General features: G+C 71.6%; 17 protein-coding genes. 7 read left to right on the top strand and 10 right to left on the bottom strand.

The features are described from left to right. The first annotated feature begins 11 nt into the window (after positions 1 to 11). Entirely contained in the window at positions 12 to 752 is a 741-nt protein-coding gene (locus AB0N90_RS09075; RefSeq protein ID WP_365194268.1) for an SDR family oxidoreductase, read from the top strand. Positions 753 to 811: 59 nt separating this feature from the next. Here AB0N90_RS09075 and AB0N90_RS09080 read toward each other — a convergent pair whose 3' ends face one another. After that, positions 812 to 1,918 (bottom strand): mechanosensitive ion channel domain-containing protein, encoded by a 1,107-nt coding sequence (locus AB0N90_RS09080; protein ID WP_365194271.1) that lies wholly within the window; start codon positions 1,916 to 1,918, stop codon positions 812 to 814. An 88-nt stretch (positions 1,919 to 2,006) separates the two neighbouring features. Here AB0N90_RS09080 and AB0N90_RS09085 point away from each other — a divergent pair, with 88 nt between their 5' ends. Next, positions 2,007 to 2,585, top strand: a complete 579-nt coding sequence (locus AB0N90_RS09085) for a dienelactone hydrolase family protein (RefSeq protein ID WP_365194273.1) — start codon at positions 2,007 to 2,009, stop codon at positions 2,583 to 2,585. 22 nt (positions 2,586 to 2,607) lie between these two features. On the opposite strand, the gene AB0N90_RS09090 is transcribed toward AB0N90_RS09085, so the two are convergent. From AB0N90_RS09090 to AB0N90_RS09105, 4 genes are all read right to left on the bottom strand, one after another. After that, complete coding sequence (locus AB0N90_RS09090; protein ID WP_365194275.1) at positions 2,608 to 4,278, bottom strand: alkaline phosphatase D family protein; 1,671 nt, start codon at positions 4,276 to 4,278, stop codon at positions 2,608 to 2,610. Positions 4,279 to 4,423: 145 nt separating this feature from the next. After that, positions 4,424 to 5,233 carry a thioredoxin domain-containing protein gene (locus tag AB0N90_RS09095; RefSeq protein ID WP_365194276.1) on the bottom strand — a complete coding sequence of 270 codons (810 nt, stop codon included), beginning with the start codon at positions 5,231 to 5,233 and terminating at the stop codon, positions 4,424 to 4,426. A 70-nt stretch (positions 5,234 to 5,303) separates the two neighbouring features. Further along, positions 5,304 to 5,987, bottom strand: coding sequence for a hypothetical protein (locus tag AB0N90_RS09100; RefSeq protein ID WP_365194278.1), 684 nt, complete (start codon positions 5,985 to 5,987; stop codon positions 5,304 to 5,306). 89 nt (positions 5,988 to 6,076) lie between these two features. After that, the gene (locus tag AB0N90_RS09105; RefSeq protein WP_365194280.1) at positions 6,077 to 7,402 is read right to left on the bottom strand and encodes a DUF2252 domain-containing protein; all 1,326 of its coding nucleotides are present in this window, start codon (positions 7,400 to 7,402) and stop codon (positions 6,077 to 6,079) included. Positions 7,403 to 7,625: 223 nt separating this feature from the next. On the opposite strand from AB0N90_RS09105, the gene dnaE reads away from it, so the two are divergent. Next, complete coding sequence (gene dnaE / locus AB0N90_RS09110) at positions 7,626 to 11,165, top strand: DNA polymerase III subunit alpha (protein WP_361670956.1); 3,540 nt, start codon at positions 7,626 to 7,628, stop codon at positions 11,163 to 11,165. Between the two features lie 90 nt (positions 11,166 to 11,255). On the opposite strand, the gene AB0N90_RS09115 is transcribed toward dnaE, so the two are convergent. Continuing rightward, positions 11,256 to 11,438, bottom strand: coding sequence for a hypothetical protein (locus AB0N90_RS09115; RefSeq protein ID WP_136102645.1), 183 nt, complete (start codon positions 11,436 to 11,438; stop codon positions 11,256 to 11,258). Between the two features lie 225 nt (positions 11,439 to 11,663). Between AB0N90_RS09115 and AB0N90_RS09120 the strand changes: the two genes are divergently transcribed. The 4 genes from AB0N90_RS09120 to AB0N90_RS09135 all read left to right on the top strand — a co-directional run bounded on the left by AB0N90_RS09120 (position 11,664) and on the right by AB0N90_RS09135 (position 15,641). Next, positions 11,664 to 12,884 carry an NYN domain-containing protein gene (locus tag AB0N90_RS09120; RefSeq protein WP_361670953.1) on the top strand — a complete coding sequence of 407 codons (1,221 nt, stop codon included), beginning with the start codon at positions 11,664 to 11,666 and terminating at the stop codon, positions 12,882 to 12,884. 115 nt (positions 12,885 to 12,999) lie between these two features. Continuing rightward, positions 13,000 to 14,013, top strand: a complete 1,014-nt coding sequence (locus AB0N90_RS09125; protein ID WP_361670950.1) for an ABC transporter ATP-binding protein — start codon at positions 13,000 to 13,002, stop codon at positions 14,011 to 14,013. Between the two features lie 106 nt (positions 14,014 to 14,119). Then, the gene (locus tag AB0N90_RS09130) at positions 14,120 to 14,941 is read left to right on the top strand and encodes an ABC transporter permease (protein ID WP_365194284.1); all 822 of its coding nucleotides are present in this window, start codon (positions 14,120 to 14,122) and stop codon (positions 14,939 to 14,941) included. Positions 14,942 to 14,975: 34 nt separating this feature from the next. After that, complete coding sequence (locus AB0N90_RS09135; protein WP_365194286.1) at positions 14,976 to 15,641, top strand: AAA family ATPase; 666 nt, start codon at positions 14,976 to 14,978, stop codon at positions 15,639 to 15,641. A 51-nt stretch (positions 15,642 to 15,692) separates the two neighbouring features. Here the strand turns inward: AB0N90_RS09135 and ybaK are convergent, their stop codons facing one another. From ybaK to AB0N90_RS09155, 4 genes are all read right to left on the bottom strand, one after another. Beyond that, complete coding sequence (ybaK, locus tag AB0N90_RS09140) at positions 15,693 to 16,193, bottom strand: Cys-tRNA(Pro) deacylase (RefSeq protein ID WP_365194288.1); 501 nt, start codon at positions 16,191 to 16,193, stop codon at positions 15,693 to 15,695. 12 nt (positions 16,194 to 16,205) lie between these two features. Further along, entirely contained in the window at positions 16,206 to 16,946 is a 741-nt protein-coding gene (locus tag AB0N90_RS09145) for an LON peptidase substrate-binding domain-containing protein (RefSeq protein ID WP_361670938.1), read from the bottom strand. Positions 16,947 to 16,957: 11 nt separating this feature from the next. Further along, on the bottom strand, positions 16,958 to 18,043 hold the full coding sequence (locus AB0N90_RS09150) for a hypothetical protein (RefSeq protein WP_361670935.1): 1,086 nt from the start codon (positions 18,041 to 18,043) through the stop codon (positions 16,958 to 16,960). 159 nt (positions 18,044 to 18,202) lie between these two features. Then, a complete protein-coding gene (locus AB0N90_RS09155) occupies positions 18,203 to 19,780 on the bottom strand; it encodes an oxidoreductase (RefSeq protein WP_365194291.1) in 1,578 nt (525 codons plus the stop codon). Positions 19,781 to 19,782 lie beyond the last annotated feature (2 nt).

A 19,782-nucleotide genomic window follows, 5' to 3' on the forward strand; every position in this document is an offset into this window, starting at 1 on the left:
ACTCTCGGATCATGACTCGCAACATCGTGATCAGCGGAGGCGGTACGGGCATCGGGCTGGCGACGGCACGGGCCTTCGCCGCGGACGGGGACCGGGTGCTGCTCCTCGGGCGGCGCGCGGAGGTGCTGGAGAAGGCCGGGGTGCCGGGTGCGCTCACCCACGCGGCCGACCTCACCGAGCCCGCAGACGTGCGGGAGGTGGCCGGGCTCGTCGCCCGGGAGTTCGGCACCGTCGATGTGCTCGTGCACAGCGCCGGGGGCTCCGGCGCCCTGGAGCCACCGGCCGGCAGCGAGGACCCCCTGGACCGGGTGGCCCATGCCTGGACCGTCGCCTTCAGACTCAACACCCTGACCGCGGTGCTGCTCACCGAGGCCCTTCAGGAGCGGCTCGCCGAGCCCGGCGGGCGGGTGCTCTTCCTCAGCTCCGTCGCCGCCTACCGCGGCTCGGGCAGCGGCGCCTACGCGGCGGCCAAGGCCGGACTGCACCCCTACGCCCATGATCTGGCCCGCCGCCTGGGCCACCGGGGCATCACGGTGAACGTGGTCGCACCCGGTTACATCGAGGACACCGACTTCTTCGGCGGCGGCATGTCCGAGGAGCGGCGCGGGCAGCTCGTGGCCGAGACCTCCACCGGCCGGGCGGGCGAGCCGGGCGACGTGGCGTCCACCCTGCACTGGCTGGCCTCGCCCGCCGCCGGGCACATCACCTCACAGATCATCCAGGTCAACGGAGGCGCCGAACGCGGACATTGAACCGGACCGGGCGCCCACCGGACCGGGCCGCCCATCGGTCCCGCCCGGTCCCGCGCCGCTCAGCTCCGGCCGGTGCGCGGGAACTCGTACGCCTTGCGCAGGGAGTGGCGGTCCGGGGAGGGCACGCGGTAGGGCGGCAGCACCGCGTCCGAGGTGTTGACCCGGGGCAGCGCGTAGGGGTGCTCCGCGGACAGCCAGGTGATCATCTGCTCGCGGACCGCGACCCGCACCGTCCAGATGTCGTCGGCGTCCTTCGCGGTCACCAGCGCGCGCACCTCCATGGTGTTGGCGGTGGAGTCGGTGACCACCAGGTTGGAGGCGCGGCCGTCCCAGGCCGGGCACTGGCGCAGGATGTCGCGCAGCTTCTCGCGCATCGCCTCCAGAGGGGCGCTGTGGTCGAGCTGCCAGAACACGATCCCGGTCATCTGCGGGGTGCCCCGCGACCAGTTCTCGAAGGGCTTGGAGGTGAAGTACGACACCGGCATGGTGATCCGGCGCTCGTCCCAGGTCCGTACCGTCAGAAAGGTCAGGGTGATCTCCTCGACCGTGCCCCACTCGCCGTCCACGACCACGGTGTCGCCGATGCGGACCATGTCGCCGAAGGCGATCTGGAGCCCCGCGAACAGGTTCGACAGCGTGGACTGCGCGGCGACGCCGGCCACGATGCCGAGGACACCGGCCGAGGCCAGCAGGGAGGCGCCCGCGGCCCGCATCGCCGGGAAGGTCAGCAGCATCGCGGCCACCGCGACCACGCCGACGACCGCCGAGACCACCCGCATGATCAGCGTGACCTGGGTGCGCACCCGCCGTACCCGCGCCGCGTCGTGATGGGCGCGCGCGTAGCGGCTGTACGTCGTCTCGACCACGGCGCTCGCGATCCGGATCACCAGCCAGGCCGCGGCCCCGATCAGCACCAGGGTCAGGGTCCGGCCGACGCCGACCCGGTGCTCCTCGAACAGTTCGGCCTGGTCGTACGAGCCTCTGAGCAGGGCGGCGCACAGGACCAGCTGGTACGGGACGCGGGCGCGCCGCAGCCGGTCCCACAGGGGGGTCTCGGGGTGGCGTTCGTCCGCCTTGCGCAGCAGCACGTCGGTGGCCCAGCCGATGAGGACGGTCAGGAACACGGACGCGCCGACCACGAGCACAGGGCGCAGTACGGTCTCCATGCCTTGGAACGTAACCGGCTACGGCGATCGTGAACCTGTGACTTGTCCCGCTCCCGGGCGGCGTACCCGGAGCTGGCACCATGGGTTCATGAACATCATGCTCTTTCACTCGACCTATGGGCTCAGGCCCGCGGTGCGCGACGCCGCTGACCGGCTGCGCGCGGCCGGCCACGAGGTATGGACGCCGGACCTCTTCGAGGGGCGGACGTTCGGCACCGTCGAGGAGGGCATGGAGTTCAGTGACGGGATCGGCAAGGAGGAGCTGCTGAAGCGGGCCGTGCTGGCGGCGGCGCCGTACTCGGAGCGCGGTCTGGTCTACGCCGGGTTCTCGCTCGGCGCCTCCGTGGCGCAGACCCTCGCCCTCGGCGACGACAAGGCGCGCGGGCTGCTGCTTCTGCACGGCACCTCGGACATCGCGCCGAACGCGCACGTGGACGAGCTGCCGGTGCAGCTGCACGTGGCCGAGCCGGACCCGTTCGAGACGGACGACTGGCTCAGCGCCTGGTACCTCCAGATGGGCCGGGCGGGCGCCGATGTGGAGGTCTACCGGTACGCCGGGGCCGGGCATGTGTACACCGACCCCGACCTGCCGGACCACGACGCGGAGGCCGCCGAGGCGACCTGGCGCGTGGCGCTCGGCTTCCTCGACGGCCTGCGGACCGCCTAGACCGGGACGGCCTGCGGACGGCCTAGACCGGGTCGTAGGTGCGCTCGACCTTCTGGGTGCCGGTGCGGGTGCGGTACGAGCGCTCCCACTTGGCGGTGGCGTTCTGGTCGGTGCGGTCGGACAGGACGTAGTAGTCCATCTGGGCGCGGTCGGTGGTGATGTCGAGCACGCCGAAGCCGTGCCGGTCGGTGTCCACCCAGTGGACGTGCCGGTTGGCGGCCTCGATGAGCGGCGCGGCGACCGCGGAGACGAGGCCCTCGGGGACCTTGACGATGTCGTCGAGGTTGTCGGAGGTCATCGAGGTGATGACGAACTCGGTGGCGGCCGACTCCGACAGCGGGTAGGTGCCCGCGTCCACCGGCACGTCGTTGGCCCAGGACATGTGGATGTCACCGGTCAGGAAGACGGTGTTGCCGATGTTGTTCGACGTCAGGTGGTCGAGGAGTTCCCGGCGGTCGTGGGTGTAGCCGTCCCACTGGTCGGTGTTGACGCCTATGCCGCCCTGCGGCAGGTCGAGCAGCTGGGCGAGCGGCTTGAGCAGGTCCGCGGTGAGGGAGCCGATGACGAACGGCGCGATCATCACCGAGTTGCCGACCAGCCGCCACTTGGTGTCGGACGCCTTCAGGCCCGCCTTCAGCCAGTCGAGCTGGGCCCGGCCGGTGATGGTGCGGCTCGCGTCGTCCACCGAGCCGCTGGTGCCGGACACCTGCTGGGAGCGGAAGGAGCGCAGGTCCAGCAGGGACAGATCGGCGAGCTTGCCGAAGCGCAGCCGCCGGTAGGTGGTGCCCTCGATCGCCGGGCGCACCGGCATCCACTCGAAGTAGGCCTGCTTGGCGGCGGCCTTGCGGGCGGTCCAGGTGCCCTCGGCGCCCTCCGTGTGGTTGACCGCGCCGCCCGACCACGCGTTGTCGGCGAACTCGTGGTCGTCCCAGATCGCGATGACCGGCGCCTTCAGGTGCAGGGCCTGGAGGTCGGCGTCGGTCTTGTACTTGCCGTGCCGGGTGCGGTAGTCGGCGAGCGTGATGATCTCGTTGGTGGGGGCGTGCTGCCGGATCACCTTGCCGCGGGCCGCGTACTCGCCGGACTTGTACTCGTAGATGTAGTCACCGAGGTGCAGCCAGGCGTCGAGGTCGCCCCGCGCCGCGAGGTGGCGGTACGAGGAGAAGTAGCCGGCCTCCCAGTTGGCGCAGGTGACCACGCCGAAGCGGAGCCCGGAGACGTCCGCGGTGGCGGCCGGGGCGGTGCGGGTGCGCGCGACCGGCGAGTCGGTGCCGCCGCAGGAGAAGCGGAACCAGTAGTCGGTGGCCGGCTGGAGGCCGCGGATGTCCGCCTTCACCGTGTGGTCCGAGGCGGCCGTCGCGGTGGTGGAGCCCTTGCTGACGACCTGGGTGAGCGCCTTGTCGGTGGCCACGACCCAGCTCACCACGGTGTCCGGGCCGACGCCGGAGCCGGGGGTGGCGTCCGGGGTCGGGGTGATGCGGGTCCACAGCAGGATGCCGTCGGGCAGCGGGTCACCGGAGGCCACACCGTGCAGGAAGGCGGGGGCCTGACCGGAGGCGCGGGCGGGCAGGGCGGCGGCGAGCGGCCCGGCCAGCACAGCGGTCGCCGCCACGGCCTTGACGACCGTACGGCGGCGCGGGGAAGGGGAGTTGAGGCCCTGGGAGGCCGGCAGTGATCTGTTTCGACTGGTCACGGCCGATCAGGTTACCGAGCGGTAGAACAAAAGAGCGGGCGAACAGGGAATGTTCGCCCGCTCTTCACTCAGCCTTCGGTTTCCGAAGAGCTGTCAGCACCCTGGAGTTCGTCACCCCTGAGGACTCGTCACCCCTGAGGGTTCGTCAGCCCTTGACGGCCGCGTCGATGACCTTGTTGAACTCGTCCACCGACGTGATCATGTTGCCGCCGTTGAGCTGCTTGCCGTCCATGACGAGGGCCGGAGTGCCGGTCACGCCGTCCTTGTTGTTGTCGAACTGCTTCGACATGTTCACCGCCCAGGCGTCGTAGGTGCCCTTCTTGACGGCGTTCTGGAAGGTGGCGTTGCCCTTCAGCGCCGGGACGGTGTCGGCGATCTTGATGAGGTAGCTGTCGTCCTTGAACTTGTCGTCGTTCTCGTCCGGGTGCCACTTCGTGGAGTACAGCGCGGACTTGTAGTCCAGGAACGCCTGGGGGCTGATGTTCAGCGCGGCGCCGAGCGCGCTCAGCGCGTTCTTGGAGCCCACACCGTTGTCGTGGGCGTCCAGGAACGTGGCGCCCACGTACTGGTACTTGAACTTGCCGTCGTCGATGTCCTTGTGCAGCGTCGAGCCGATCGTCTGCTCGAACTGGGCGCACACCGGGCAGCGCGGGTCCTCGTACATCTTGAGGGTCTTCTTGGCGCTCGCCTTGCCGATGACGACCGTGGCGCCCTTGGCGCCCTCGGTGTGGGCCGGGGCGACGACCTTCGCGTTCTTCAGACCCTCCCAGTAGCTGGGCTTGTTGGCCTGGACGACGGCGTAGCCGATGCCGCCCGCGGCCGCCAGTGCGACCACGACGCCGCCGGCCACGAACGCCTGGCGCCTGGCCTTGTCGCGCTTGGCCTGGCGCTCGCGCTCCTCGCGCAGCCGCTCCCGGGCCGCGCTCTTCGACGCCTGGCTGTTCCGCTTGCTCATCTGGGTGTTCTCCCTGGGGGTCGCGCAGTTGCCCTGCGCGGAATACGGGTGGGGGACGGGTGCACGTCGCTCACCAGGAGGCGAGCGGGGCGGAGCACGGCGGTCCACGCCGTCCCAGGGAGTGCGCGAGAAGCCGGTCGCGGGCGGCGGCCCGGCGCCGGGCCGGGCGGGGCGGGCGGCCCTCCGGCAGCCGTCGTACGGCGACCGCGGCCACCGCGAGGAGCAGTGGCCGGAAGGAGGCGGCGGCCACCGCGCGCAGCAGCTGCACCAGGGCCCGCTCGCCCCGGCGCAGCCAGGCGGCGGCCAGCAGGCTCACACCGATGTGCGCGGCGAGCAGCAGCCAGGCGGTGGCCGGGGAGGCGTTCGCCAGCACCCCGGCGGCCTGGCCGCGGCTCACCTGGGCCAGCGGGGTGCCCACCGCGCCGCCGTGGCACAGCAGGTCGAATCCGAAGGCGTGCAGGGGACCGGCGACCGGGCCGCCCGCCCGGCCGTAACAGGTCTGCTGGCCGGTGGTGAACACCGTGTCCGCGGCCAGTTCCAGCGGCACCAGCAGAGCCGCGATCCGGCCGAAGCCGCGCTCGCGGCCCGCCAGCGCGTACGCGCCGGCGAAGACGCCGGCGGCGACCGCGGCCACGGTCGCGGCCGGCAGCGGGGTCCGGGACAGCAGCACGTGCGACGCGGTGCCGAGGGTCACGACGAAGGCCGTGAACAGCACCGCGCGCGCGGCTCTGAGGTAGGTCCCGGATATGTCCATAGCGATAGCAGAGTCTGTCACGAACCGGAGTAAGGGACCCCTAAAGGGGGCCTGTGAGTACGGGCACGCTACCGCCTCGGCGGGGCGCTCTACAGCCCCGGGATCCGGCCGTTGCGGAACAGGTCCACGAAGATGTGGTGGTCCGCGCGGGCCCGTGCGCCGTACGTGTGCGCGAAGTCCACCAGCAGGGGCGCGAAGCCCTCCTCATGGGCCGCGATCGCCGCGTCGATGGCCCGCTCGGTGGAGAAGGGCACCAGGGACTCGCCGGAGGTGTCGTCCGCCGCCGCGTGCATGGTCGCCGTGGCCCGGCCCAGGTCGGCCACGACCAGCGCGATCTCCTCCGGGTCGTCGAGATCGCTCCAGTCCAGGTCGACCGCGTACGGCGAGATCTCGGCGACCAGCTGGCCCGCGCCGTCCAGCTCGGTCCAGCCCAGCCAGGGGTCGGAGTGCGCCTGGAGGGCGCGCTGGGAGATCACCGTGCGGTGGCCCTCGTGCTCGAAGTACCCGGCGATGGCCGGATCGGTGAGGTGCCGGGAGACGGCCGGGGTCTGGGCCTGCTTGATGTAGATCACGACATCGTTCTCCAGGGCGTCGCTGTGGCCCTCCAGGAGGATGTTGTACGACGGCAGCCCGGCCGAGCCGATGCCGACGCCCCGGCGGCCCACGACGTCCTTGACCCGGTAGGAGTCCGGGCGGGCCAGGGAGGAGTCCGGCAGCGTCTCCAGATAGCCGTCGAAGGCCGCGAGGATCTTGTAGCGGTCGGCCGCGTCCAGCTCGACGGTGCCGGGACCCGATGCGAACCGGCGTTCGAAGTCGCGGATCTCGGTCATCGAGTCCAGCAGCTCGAACCGGGTGAGCGAGCGGGCCGCGCGCAGCGCGCCGAGCAGCGGGCCCTCCGCGGTGTCCAGGGTGAACGGCGGCACCTCGTCGCTCTTGGCGCCGGTGGCCAGGGCGTGGATCCGCTCCCGGTACGCGTCCGCGTAGACGGTCACCAGCTCGGTGATCTGCTCGTCGCTCAGCGCCTTGGCGTACCCGAGGAGCGCGATCGAGGCGGCGAAGCGCTTCAGGTCCCAGGTGAAGGGGCCGACGTACGCCTCGTCGAAGTCGTTGACGTTGAACACCAGGCGGCCGTACGAGTCCATGTACGTGCCGAAGTTCTCCGCGTGCAGGTCGCCGTGGATCCACACGCGCGAGGTGCGGTCGTCCAGGTAGGGGCCGCCCCGCCGCTCGGCTTCGATGTCGTGGTAGAAGAGGCACGCCGTGCCCCGGTAGAACGCGAAGGCCGAGGCCGCCATCTTCCGGAACTTCACCCGGAAGGCGGCCGGGTCGGCGGCCAGGAGCCTGCCGAAGGCGGTGTCGAATACGGCGAGGATCTCCTCGCCGCGCTGCTCGGCGCTGAGCTTAGGGACCGACATCGCGGGATGCCTCCTGGTGCGGGAGTGGTGCGTCACTGTGCGTCCATGGACACGACGGCGCTTTCGCCGTCTCCAACGGGCGACGCGGCGCGGTAGTGCCCGGTTCCCGCCGACCGTACGCGGGGATCCACTCCGGCTGTCAGTGCCAGGGCATAGGATTCGACGCTGTCCCCCAGAGTGTCCGCCCGCCCGTCGCCTGACGTTCTCCGTTGGAGGTCAAACCGTGTCAAAGCCGCCGTTCACGCACCTGCACGTCCACACCCAGTACTCGCTGCTGGACGGTGCCGCGCGGCTGAAGGACATGTTCAATGCCTGCAATGAAATGGGCATGACGCACATCGCCATGTCCGACCACGGCAACCTCCACGGGGCGTACGACTTCTTCCACACCGCCCAGAAGTCCGGGGTCACCCCGATCATCGGGATCGAGGCCTATGTGGCCCCCGAGTCCCGGCGCAACAAGCGCAAGATCCAGTGGGGCCAGCCGCACCAGAAGCGCGACGACGTCTCCGGTTCCGGTGGTTACACCCACAAGACGATGTGGGCGGTGAACCGGACCGGTCTGCACAACCTCTTCCGGCTGTCCTCCGACGCGTACGCCGAGGGCTGGCTCCAGAAGTGGCCCCGGATGGACAAGGAGACCATCTCCCAGTGGTCCGAGGGCATCGTCGCCTCCACCGGCTGCCCCTCCGGCGAGCTCCAGACCCGGCTGCGCCTCGGCCAGTTCGACGAGGCCCTCAAGGCCGCCAGCGAGTACCAGGACATCTTCGGCAAGGACAAGTACTTCCTGGAGCTGATGGACCACGGCATCGAGATCGAGCACCGGGTCCGCGACGGCCTCCTGGAGATCGGCAAGAAGCTCGGCATCCCCCCGCTGGTCACCAACGACTCGCACTACACGTACGCCCATGAGGCGACCGCCCATGACGCGCTGCTGTGCATCCAGACCGGCAAGAACCTCTCCGAGCCGGGCCGCTTCAAGTTCGACGGCACCGGCTACTACCTGAAGTCCACGGACGAGATGTACGCCATCGACTCCTCGGACGCCTGGCAGGAGGGCTGCGCCAACACGCTCCTGGTGGCCGAGATGGTCGACACCACCGGCATGTTCGAGAAGCGCGACCTGATGCCGAAGTTCGACATCCCCGAGGGCTACACCGAGGTCACCTGGTTCAAGGAGGAGGTCAGCCGGGGCATGCAGCGCCGCTTCCCCGGCGGCATCCCCGAGGACCGCCAGAAGCAGGCCGACTACGAGATGGACGTCATCATCTCGATGGGCTTCCCCGGCTACTTCCTCGTGGTCGCCGACTTCATCATGTGGGCCAAGAACAACGGCATCGCGGTCGGCCCCGGCCGAGGCTCCGCGGCCGGTTCGATCGTCGCCTACGCCATGGGCATCACCGACCTCGACCCGATCCCGCACGGCCTGATCTTCGAGCGGTTCCTCAACCCCGAGCGCATCTCGATGCCCGATGTCGACATCGACTTCGACGAGCGCCGGCGCGTCGAGGTGATCCGGTACGTCACCGAGAAGTACGGCGCCGACAAGGTCGCCATGATCGGCACCTACGGCACCATCAAGGCCAAGAACGCGATCAAGGACTCGGCGCGGGTGCTGGGCTACCCGTACGCGATGGGCGACCGCATCACCAAGGCCATGCCCGCCGACGTCCTCGGCAAGGGCATCCCGCTGTCCGGCATCACCGACCCGCAGCACCCGCGCTACTCGGAGGCGGGCGAGGTCCGGGGGATGTACGAGAACGAACCGGACGTGAAGAAGGTCATCGACACCGCGCGCGGCGTGGAGGGCCTGGTCCGGCAGATGGGTGTGCACGCGGCCGGCGTGATCATGTCCAGCGAGACCATCACCGACCACGTCCCGGTCTGGGTCCGGCACACCGACGGCGTGACCATCACACAGTGGGACTACCCGAGCTGTGAGTCGCTCGGCCTGCTGAAGATGGACTTCCTGGGCCTGCGCAACCTCACGATCATGGACGACGCGGTCAAGATGGTGAAGGCCAACAAGGGCCTCGACATCGACCTGCTGTCCCTGCCGCTGGACGACCCGACGACCTTCGAACTGCTCCAGCGTGGCGACACCCTCGGCGTCTTCCAGTTCGACGGCGGCCCCATGCGCTCGCTGCTGCGCCTGATGAAGCCCGACAACTTTGAAGACATCTCCGCCGTGTCGGCCCTGTACCGGCCGGGCCCGATGGGCATGAACTCCCACACGAACTACGCCCTGCGCAAGAACGGGCAGCAGGAGATCACGCCGATCCACCCCGAGCTGGAGGAGCCGCTCAAGGAGGTCCTGGACGTCACCTACGGCCTGATCGTCTACCAGGAGCAGGTGCAGAAGGCCGCCCAGATCATCGCCGGCTACTCGCTCGGCGAGGCCGACATCCTGCGCCGCGTGATGGGCAAGAAGAAGCCCGAGGAACTGGCGAAGAACTTCACCATCTTCCAGGGCGGTGCCCGTAAGAACGGCTACAGCGACGAGGCCATCCAGGCGCTGTGGGACGTGCTGGTCCCGTTCGCCGGCTACGCGTTCAACAAGGCGCACTCGGCCGCGTACGGCCTGGTGTCGTACTGGACCGCCTATCTCAAGGCCAACCACCCCGCCGAGTACATGGCCGGACTGCTGACCTCCGTCAAGGACGACAAGGACAAGTCGGCGGTCTACCTCAACGAGTGCCGCCGCATGGGCATCCGGGTGCTGCCGCCGAACGTCAACGAGTCGGAGTCCAACTTCGCCGCCCAGGGTGACGACGTGATCCTCTTCGGCCTCTCCGCGGTGCGCAACGTGGGCACCAACGTGGTCGAGTCGATCATCAAGTGCCGCAAGGCCAAGGGGAAGTACGCCTCCTTCCCCGACTACCTCGACAAGGTCGAGGCGGTCGTCTGCAACAAGCGCACCACCGAATCGCTGATCAAGGCCGGCGCGTTCGACACCATGGGGCACACCCGCAAGGGCCTCACCGCGCAGTACGAGCCGATGATCGACAATGTGGTCGCGGTCAAGCGCAAGGAGGCCGAGGGCCAGTTCGACCTCTTCGGCGGCATGGGCGACGACACCGCGGACGAGCCCGGCTTCGGCCTCGACGTGCAGTTCACCGACGACGAGTGGGACAAGACCTATCTGCTCGCCCAGGAGCGGGAGATGCTCGGTCTGTACGTCTCCGACCACCCGCTGTTCGGCCTCGAACACGTGCTGTCCGACAAGGCCGACGCGGGCATCTCCCAGCTCACCGGCGGCGAGCACGCGGACGGCGCGGTGGTCACCATCGGCGGCATCATCTCGGGCCTCCAGCGCAAGATGACCAAGCAGGGCAACGCCTGGGCGATCGCCACCGTCGAGGATCTCGCGGGCTCCATCGAGTGCATGTTCTTCCCGGCCACCTACCAGCTGGTGTCGACCCAACTGGTCGAGGACGCCGTGGTGTTCGTCAAGGGCCGCCTCGACAAGCGCGAGGACGTGCCCCGGCTCGTCGCCATGGAGCTGATGGTCCCGGACCTCTCCAACGCGGGCGCCAACGCGCCGGTGGTCCTCACCATTCCGGCCACCCGGGTCACCCCGCCCATGGTCAGCCGCCTCGGCGAGATCCTCAGCCACCACAAGGGCGACAGCGAGGTGCGGATCAAGCTCCAGGGGCCGCGCAAGACCACGGTGCTGCGCCTGGACCGGCACCGGGTCAAGCCCGACCCGGCGCTCTTCGGCGACCTGAAGGTGCTGCTCGGCCCGTCCTGTCTCGCGGGCTGAGCGGGCTGAACCGGCTTCCGGCAGCGTGAGAGGGGCGCACCCGTCAGGGGTGCGCCCCTCTTTTCTTACGCAACAGGCGTCAACCGCCCATTAGTTGTGGCCGAAGCTCTTCTGCTTCTTGCCGCGCCCGGTATCACCGGAACTGCCCTGGATGTGTGTCACCGGAGACTCCTGGGCCTCCGTGGTGTGCTGCGCCTGCTCGTGAGCCTGACCGGCGTGCTGCGCGGCGCGGTTCTGCGAGCCACCCTGCTTACGGTTCTTGTTCTTGGCCATGGTGATCTGCCTCCTGCGGGGGATCTAGGGGCCAGGGCCGGATTCAGATTCACATACGCTGACATCAATCGCATGTCGGACAATTACCCTGTGTGACAGGGTAGGTTGGCGAGTAACAGCCGCAAACGCCACGCCGAAGATCGAGTTCGGGCCGTTAACCCCCGCGCGGTCGGGCAGACTCGAAGGAAGTCCGAAGCAAAACCTCCCGGGAAGAGGGTGAGTCGCGTGGACCGCTGCATCGTCCTGGTGGACGCCGGGTATCTGCTGGGCGCAGCCGCCAGTCTCCTCGCGGGCGAGCCCTCGCGGTCCCGGATCACCGTCGACCACACCGCACTGATCCAGGCACTGCGCGACCGCGCCGAGTCCGACACCGAGCGGCCCCTGCTGCGCATCTACTGGTTCGACGGCGCCCCCGACCGGGTTCCCCAGCCCGAGCACCGCCGGCTGCGCGTGATGCCCCGGGTCACCGTCCGCCTCGGCGCCCTCACCCGCAGCGACGGACGCTGGGCGCAGAAGGGCGTGGACGCCGCCATGCACGCCGAGCTGACCGAGCTGGCCCGCAACCGGGCCTGCTCCGATGTCGTCCTCGTCACCGGGGACGGCGATCTGCTGCCGGGCATGATGGCGGCCAAGGAGCACGGCGTCGCCGTACACCTGTGGGCCGTGCAGGCCGCCGACGGCGACTACAACCAGTCCGAGGACCTGGTCGCCGAGGCCGACGAGCGGCGCGTCCTGGACCGGGCCTGGATCACCCAGGCCGTCCGCGCCAAGGAACTGACCGGGGTGTGCGCCCCGCAGCCGGTGCCCCGCCCCGAGATCGCCGCGATCCTCTCCGCCCCGCTGCCCGAGTCCGCGCTCGCCGCGGCCGCCGAGCGCACCGCCGAGCAGGAGCCGCACCCGCCGGCCGGCGCCGCGGAGAACGGCGGCCAGGAGCGGGTGGCCGCGCCCAAGGGCGTCCCCACCCCCAAGGACCTCGCCGCGCTGCGCGCCCCCGGCGCCGTCCAGCCCGCCCAGCAGCCGACCACCGCGACCCTGCGCTGGTCCTCCGACAAGGGCTGGGTGGACCGGCCCGGCGCGGTGGCCGAACCGGCCGAGGCCGCCGCCATGCCGACGCTCGCCCAGCTCACCACGGCCGAGCAGCGCTGGGCGGACCGCGAGGAGGACATCACCACCGTCGGCGGCGATCCGTACGAGGTGGGGCAGGTCTTCGCCCGCCGCTGGATGTCCCGGCTCGGCGACCAGAGCCATCTCCAGCGGCTGTCCCAGATGTACCCGCGCATCCCGCACCGCATCGACGGGGAGCTGCTGCGCTACGCCGCCCGCTTCGGGCTGCTCGCGCACAAGGACGACCAGATCGACGAACACGACCGCTACGCCATCCGGGCAGGCTTCTGGCGAGAGTTCGACATCCCGGCCGCCGCGGAGCACGCGAACGCGGCGGAGTGAGCCGACGGCGGACCGGCGAGCGCCCCGGGGGAGGGTGGGGTGGATCTTCGGGGCGGCAGAGGTTCGGGTGGCCCCAAGGACGGGTAAAGGCCCCGACCCCGTACCCTCTTCCCTTGTGAGTACGCGCGTGGGGCAGGCACTTCGGCAGGACGAGGTCGTCCGCGTACGCGGGCTCGCCAAGACCTATCCGGCCGTCAAGGGCCGCCGCGGCGCACCGGGCACCCCCGAGGTGCGGGCCACCGACGCCCTGGAGCTCACGGTACGGCGCGGGGAGATCTTCGGGCTGCTCGGTCCCAACGGCGCCGGCAAGTCCACCCTCGTACGACAGCTCACCGGGCTGCTGCGCCCCGACCGGGGCAGCGTCGAGATCCTCGGCCACGACATCGTGCGCCACCCCGAGCGGGCCGCCCGCCTCCTCGCCTACCTCGGCCAGGAGTCCACCGCCCTGGACGAGCTGACCGTCTCCCTCGCCGCCGAGACCACCGGCCGCCTGCGCGGCCTGGACGCGGCGCGGGCGCGGGCCGAGCGGGACGCCGTACTGGAGGAGCTGGGGCTCACCCCGATCGCCGGGCGGCCGCTGAAGAAGCTGTCCGGCGGCCAGCGCCGGCTCGCCACCTTCGCCGCCGTCCTCGTCGGCGAGCGCCCGCTGCTGGTCCTGGACGAGCCGACCACCGGCATGGACCCGGTGGCCCGGCGGGCGGTCTGGTCCGCCGTGGACCGGCGGCGCGCCGAGCACGGTACGACCGTCCTCCTCGTCACCCACAACGTCATCGAGGCCGAGACCGTGCTCGACCGGGTCGCCGTGCTCGACCGCGGCCGGGTCATCGCCTGCGACACCCCCGCCGGGCTGAAGGAACGGGTCGCGGGCGAGGTCCGGGTGGAACTGGTGTGGCGGGAGCGGGCCCCGCTGGACGTGCCCGAGGTCGCCGTGCTGCGCGAGCGCGCGGTGGAGGCCGGCCGGCGCTGGACGCTGCGGCTCGCGCCCGAGGAGGCCCGCGCCGCCGTCGCCACGGTGACCGGCGGCGCCGCCTTCGCCGCCCTGGACGACTTCACCCTGGCCACGCCCAGCCTGGAGGACGTCTACCTGGCCCTCGGCGGCGCCGCCCGGCAGGGGTTGGTGAAGGCATGACGGCCGGTGAAGGCATGAGCACACGGGCCGCCGTACGCGGCACGGTCGGTACGGCTGCCGCAGGGAAGATCGGTACGACCGCCGCAGGGAAGAGGAGCAGCTCGTCGTGAGTGTCGTACCCGTGCAGGTTCTGCCGGACGCAGCCCGGGACGTGCCGGAGGCGGGGCCGGTCGTGGCCGAGCTCGCCCCCGCGGCGCGGCTGTGGCCGTCGCTGGCGGCCGTGTACCGGGCGCAGCTGTCCCGGGCCCGGGTGGCGCGGATCCCGCTGCTGTTCGTGGCGACCTTCCAGTCCATCGGCATCACCGTGATGATGCGCGGCGTCGTCGACAACGGCTTCGAGGCGCGGTCCGTGGTGGCCGGCTCGGCCGTACTGGTCGTCGCGTTCGTCGCGCTGAATCTGCTGGCCCAGTACTTCGGGCAGCTGCGGGCCGGCGGCGGGCTCGACCACTACGCCACGCTGCCGGTGCCGCCGGCCGCGGTGGTGCTGGGCACGGCGGCGGCGTACGCCTCCTTCACGCTGCCCGGGACACTGGTGACCGCCGTCTTCGGCTGTGTGCTCTTCGGGCTGCCGCTCGCCAACCTGTGGGTGCTGCTGGCCGTCGTGCCGCTCGCCGGGGCCGCGCTGTCCGGACTCGGCGCGGCGCTCGGCCTGCTGGCGCCCCGCCCCGAGCTGGCCACGCTGCTCGGCCAGCTGGGCATGTCGGCGGCGCTGCTGCTCGGGGTGCTGCCGCCCGACCGGATGCCGGAACTCGTCCGGCTGGCGCGGGACCTGCTGCCCTCCACCTACGGTGTGGAGGCGTACGCCCGCACCTTCGACACCCACCCGGACTGGGCCGTCGTCCTCGCTGACCTGGGGGTGTGCGCGGGGGTCGGAGTGATCTCGCTGGCCGTGGCCGCGTGGGCGTACCGCAGGGCCGCCGTCCGGTGACGCGGCGCACAGGCCGACCTGGCACGATGGCAGGGTGACCGCACCGCTGAATCCGCCCCCGCCCCCGCACGACCACTCCGCGAACGCGCACCAGGTCCGGCAGGCGCCGCCCGCCGGGGCGCCGATGGCGGGCGCCTACGAAGAGGACGGCCCCGGGATGAAGACCGAAGCGCGCGAGGCCGCCGTGATCACCGTGCTGGTGACGGTGTGCGGGGCGCTGCTCGGGCTGCTGTGGTGGCGGCTGGCGCCCCATGTGCCGCTGGTCGGCGACCAGTCGGGCAACAGCTGGGTGGTCTATCTCAAGGACACCGAGGGGGAGCAGGCGGTCGGCGTGGACGGCACGTTCACCCTGCTGGCGCTCGCGTTCGGCGCGGTGAGCGGGCTCGCGGCGTTCCTGTGGCGCAGGCGCGGCGGCGTACCGCTGGTCGTCGGCCTGGCGCTCGGCGGCCTGCTCGGCTCGCTGCTGGCCTGGCGGCTCGGTGTGTGGCTCGGCCCCACGTCCGATGTCATCGCCCATGCCCGCGAGGTCGGCAAGGGAGTCACCTTCCCGGCCCCGCTGCGCCTGGGTGCCAAGGCCGCGCTGCTGTCCTGGCCGTTCGCCGCGGTGCTGGTCCATCTCGGCCTGACCGCGCTGTTCGGACCCCGCGATCCCGAGCCCGAGCACCTGGGCGAGATGCCGCCCACGCCCGCCCCTCAGTAGGCGCCACTCGCCCCTCAGTAGGCGTCCCTCGCCCCCTGGGGGGGGCTTCCCTCAGCCCCGCCCGATCGGCGCTGACACCGCTGCGGTCAGCTCCGCCAGGTCGCCGGGCGCCAGCTCCACCTCCAGGCCCCGCCGCCCCGCCGACACACAGATCGTGGCGTGGCCGAGGGCCGAGTCGTCCAGGACGGTGGGCAGCCTCTTGCGCTGGCCGAGCGGGGAGATCCCGCCGCGGACATAGCCGGTGGTGCGCTCGGCCAGGGTCGGATCGGCCATGGCGGCGCGCTTGCCGCCCACCGCCGAGGCCAGGGCCTTCAGATCGAGGGTGCCCGCGACCGGGACGATTCCGACGACGAGGCTGCCGTCCACGTCGGCCACCAGGGTCTTGAAGACGCGGTCGGGGGAGACGCCCATCGCCTCCGCCGCCTCCTCGCCGTAGGAGGGGTGGGAGGGGTCGTGGTCGTAGGCGTGGACCGTGAACTCCACGCCCGCCGCGCCCAGCGCCACCGTCGCCGGAGTGCCACCGGACTGCTGCTTCTTCGACTTCTTCGCCATGAGGTTGTGGACTCAGTTCAGACTGGTCGGCGTCCGCGTCAGCTCGAACGCGGGCAGCGACGGCAGATGACGGATGATGGCGGTCTCGCCGCGCAGGAGCTTCAGCTCGTCCCGCAGCCGGGACGCGGTGTCCGGCGCCTGGAGCAGCCGCTGCTTGGTCGGCGTGTCGTGCACCATCGCGGCCGCCACCAGGTACGACACCACGCTCGGGTCGTCCGGCAGCTCCGCGCTGGTCGCGAGCGACCTCTCCCGTGCCCCGGCCAGCCGCTTCTGGTACTGCCGGAAGGCCCGCAGCACGCCCTCCGCGAGCGCCCCCGCCTCCTCGCCCGGCTCCTCCGCCAGCTCCTCCAGTTCGGCCGTCAGATAGGGCCCCGAGGCGTCCACGGACAGCAGCCGCACCCGGGTCGTACCGGTCGCGAGCACCTCGAAGGTGCCGCCGGTGCGCTCCCGGACGGTCGCCGCGTCCGCGATACAGCCCATCTGGTGGAAGGACGCGAGCGGGTCCGGGCCGAAGCCCGCGGCCGGGCCCCGCTCGGGCTCCGTCGTGGGATCGGGCAGGCCGGGGGCGCTGGGCGCCACCTCGTACCCGTCGCGGATGGCCACGACGGCGAACCGCCGAGGCTCCTCCTCGGGGGTCTTCAGCAGCTCACGCATCATGGCGCGATAACGCTCCTCGAAGACGTTCAGCGGCAGCACGAGTCCGGGGAAGAGGACTGTGTTCAGCGGGAAGAGCGGCAGACGGACGGTGGTCACGGCGCCCCAGCCTAATGGTCGGCGGCGCGGGCGTGTCCGCGGTGCCCGGGCAGAAGGTCCTCGGGCACCGGCAGCAGCCCGGCCGGAACCGGTGCCCCGCCTCCCGACAGCAGGTGCTCGCGCAGCCTCAGGAAGTGGCCGAGCGGGTCGTCCGAGAACCGGTCCCAGGGGCAGGAGGTCACATAGGGGCCGATCAGCCGCACCAGCGCGCGGGCGTCCTCGGGGCGGTCCAGGCGCAGCAGCACGTAGAGCAGCTTGTTGCGCACCCCGGCGGGCCAGGGATCGGCCGCCGCGAACCGCGCCGACAGGGCTATCGCGCGGTCGGCCGCAGAGTCCAGCCGCTGCCGCGGCACCCCGGGCCCGCCGCCCTCGGTCAGATAGCCGTAGGCGGCCCACGCGGGCAGCACCTGCACCAGCGAGTCCGCCGGCGCGTCCTGCGCGGCCAGCTCGGCGAAGTCGAAGCACGCGCGGTGCGCGGCGCTCGGCACATGCGGGGTGTCCCCGAAGCGGACGCAGCAGAACGCGCCCAGATAGCGCAGGGCGGCCACATGGCAGCCGTAGTGGTGCGGGGCGCGGCGCAGCGCCGCCTCCCACAGCTCCTCGAAGTAGCGGTGCCCGGCCCGTGAGCCGCGCGCGTGGTCCAGCGCGATCCGCCAGGGCACCGGGTCCCGGTCGTCGGCCCGCGCGGCGGCCGTGATCAGGGGGCTGACCTCGCGCAGCAGTTCGGCGCGGGCCGGCGAGGACCACACCCGGTCCACCGCCAGCTGGGCCGCGACCAGCAGGGCGCCGGGGTCGTCCGGCTCGGCCGCCCGCCAGTCCTCGAACCACTCGGAGCGCAGCCGGGCGAACGCGGCCAGCCGCCGCGCGTACCGGTCGTGGTTCTCCCACTCGGCCGCGGCCCGGGTGCCGGCCAGCAGCTCGGCCGCGGCCCGGTACTCGCCCCGCCCGGCGGCGACCAGCGCGGGCGAGAGCCGGTCGTCGGGCGCGTCGAGCACGGCCTCGTCCCCGGAAGGAATCCCTCCGGGCGGGCGCGCGGAACGTCGGGACATCCAGGAGCGGCGGATGAACGCGGGCAGCGGAACCATGGTGCGGACCATTGAAAGTCCGCTGGTCGGGGCTGCGCCAGGGTCTTGAGGGAAGTCGTGGAAGGTTGTACGGCCAAGGGTCAAGGACCGGTAAAGGGCGACTGTTCGACTTTTGTACGACGCGTGGGGTCAAGGGCGGTCTTGACGCACATGACCGCACATGACCGCACATCAGCCCCGCCGCAGCAGCCGGGTCGCCCCCGCCGCCACCGTCGTCGCCAGGATCCAGCCCAGCATGATCATCGCGGCCGACAGCCACACCCAGGGGCCGCGCAACTGCCACTCGCCTACCTGGCCGAGGTCGATCACCGGCAGCAGCAGGTCCAGCGTGAACAGGGCCGGGCTCCAGTAGGGGTGCTCGTCATGGTTGGTCGGGGGATGCGCGGCATGCGAGAAGGCGAGGGTGCCAGCCGCCCAGAGCACCGCCATCCACACCGCGGCGCGGCCGGGCCGGTAGCCGTACGCGACCGTCAGATCCTGGACGTAGCCCCACAGCTTGCCCGCCAGCGGCAGTGTCTCCCGGCGCCTGCGCTGCTTGGCGAGCAGCACCTCCCGGGCGTCCTCGTCCTCCCCGGCCTCGCGCAGCACCGAGGCCAGGCGTTCGTACGGCTCGGGGGCGTACTCGGCGGTGGCCGCGGCGATCCAGTCCAGGCGCCGGGCCAGCGGGAACGGGCCCTGCGGCACCAGGTTCTCGTAGGCGAAGCCGCCCATGTGCAGCCGCCCGGCGCCCGGCCAGGCGCCCGCGCGGTCCACCAGGTTCATGGTCTGCGCCCCCGACAGCACCACCTTGCCGCGCCCCGGGCCGTCCCCGAGGAAGCGCAGCTCGGGCGCGTGCACCCGGCGCAGCGACAGCTCCTGGTCGTCGGTGAGGGTGAACCGGGCCCGCTCCAGGTCCACCGCGTCCCCGAACCGCCCGTCGTCCAGCCGCAGCCCGCCCTGGCACTCGAACCGCTGGATCCGGGTGCCGCGCGCCGGCGTGGTCCCGCTGAGCAGCGGGTTCCCCACTCCGGCGGGGGTCAGGTACAGGGTGCGCTCCACGCTGAGCTGGGGCGCGTTCAGGGCCAGCCGGGAGTACGGGTTGGACAGGCGCGCGCCGCGCAGGCTCAGCGACACCCCGATCTGGGCGCCGCGCAGCCGCAGCTCGCCGTGCGACTCCAGCAGCTCCGCCTGGAGATCCTGGCCGACATTGAGGCCGTCCGCGGAGATCGAGCGCCCGCTGCGGTCCCGGTACACGATCGCCTGGTTGAGCAAAAGATCGGTGCCGATGTGCGCGTCGGTCAGCCGGACCCCGTTCTGGAAGCGGCAGCGCGGCAGATGCAGATCGCCCTCGGTGTGCACCCGGGCCGCCTCCAGGCGCGGCACCGAGCAGTTCACCAGGCGCAGCGTGCTGAACCGCGCCTCCGGCACCAGCACCTGTTCGTCGAAGCGGCAGTCGCGCAGCTCGACGTACGGCCGCACGGTCCCGCCCGCCAGGTCCAGGGCGCCCGTGACGCGCACCCCGGCGAGCTTCAGCGCGGACACCCGCCCGGCGAGCGCGGGCGGTCCGTCCAGCAGCAGCCAGGCGATGATGCGCGCTCGCACGGACCGCTCGGGCCCCCAGGGATGCCCGCCGTGCGGATCGTCCACGACGGAATCGCCACTGCCCAGGTCGTACACACTGCCGTTGCGGAAGGCCTGCCACATGCCCGCCTCGGCCGCGGTCAGGTCGTCCGGCAGGTCCCCGGCGACGAAGCCGGTCCCCTCGGTCACCG

This window comes from Streptomyces sp. NPDC093018 (assembly GCF_040684035.1).
Classification (GTDB): Bacteria; Actinomycetota; Actinomycetes; order Streptomycetales; family Streptomycetaceae; genus Streptomyces; species Streptomyces murinus.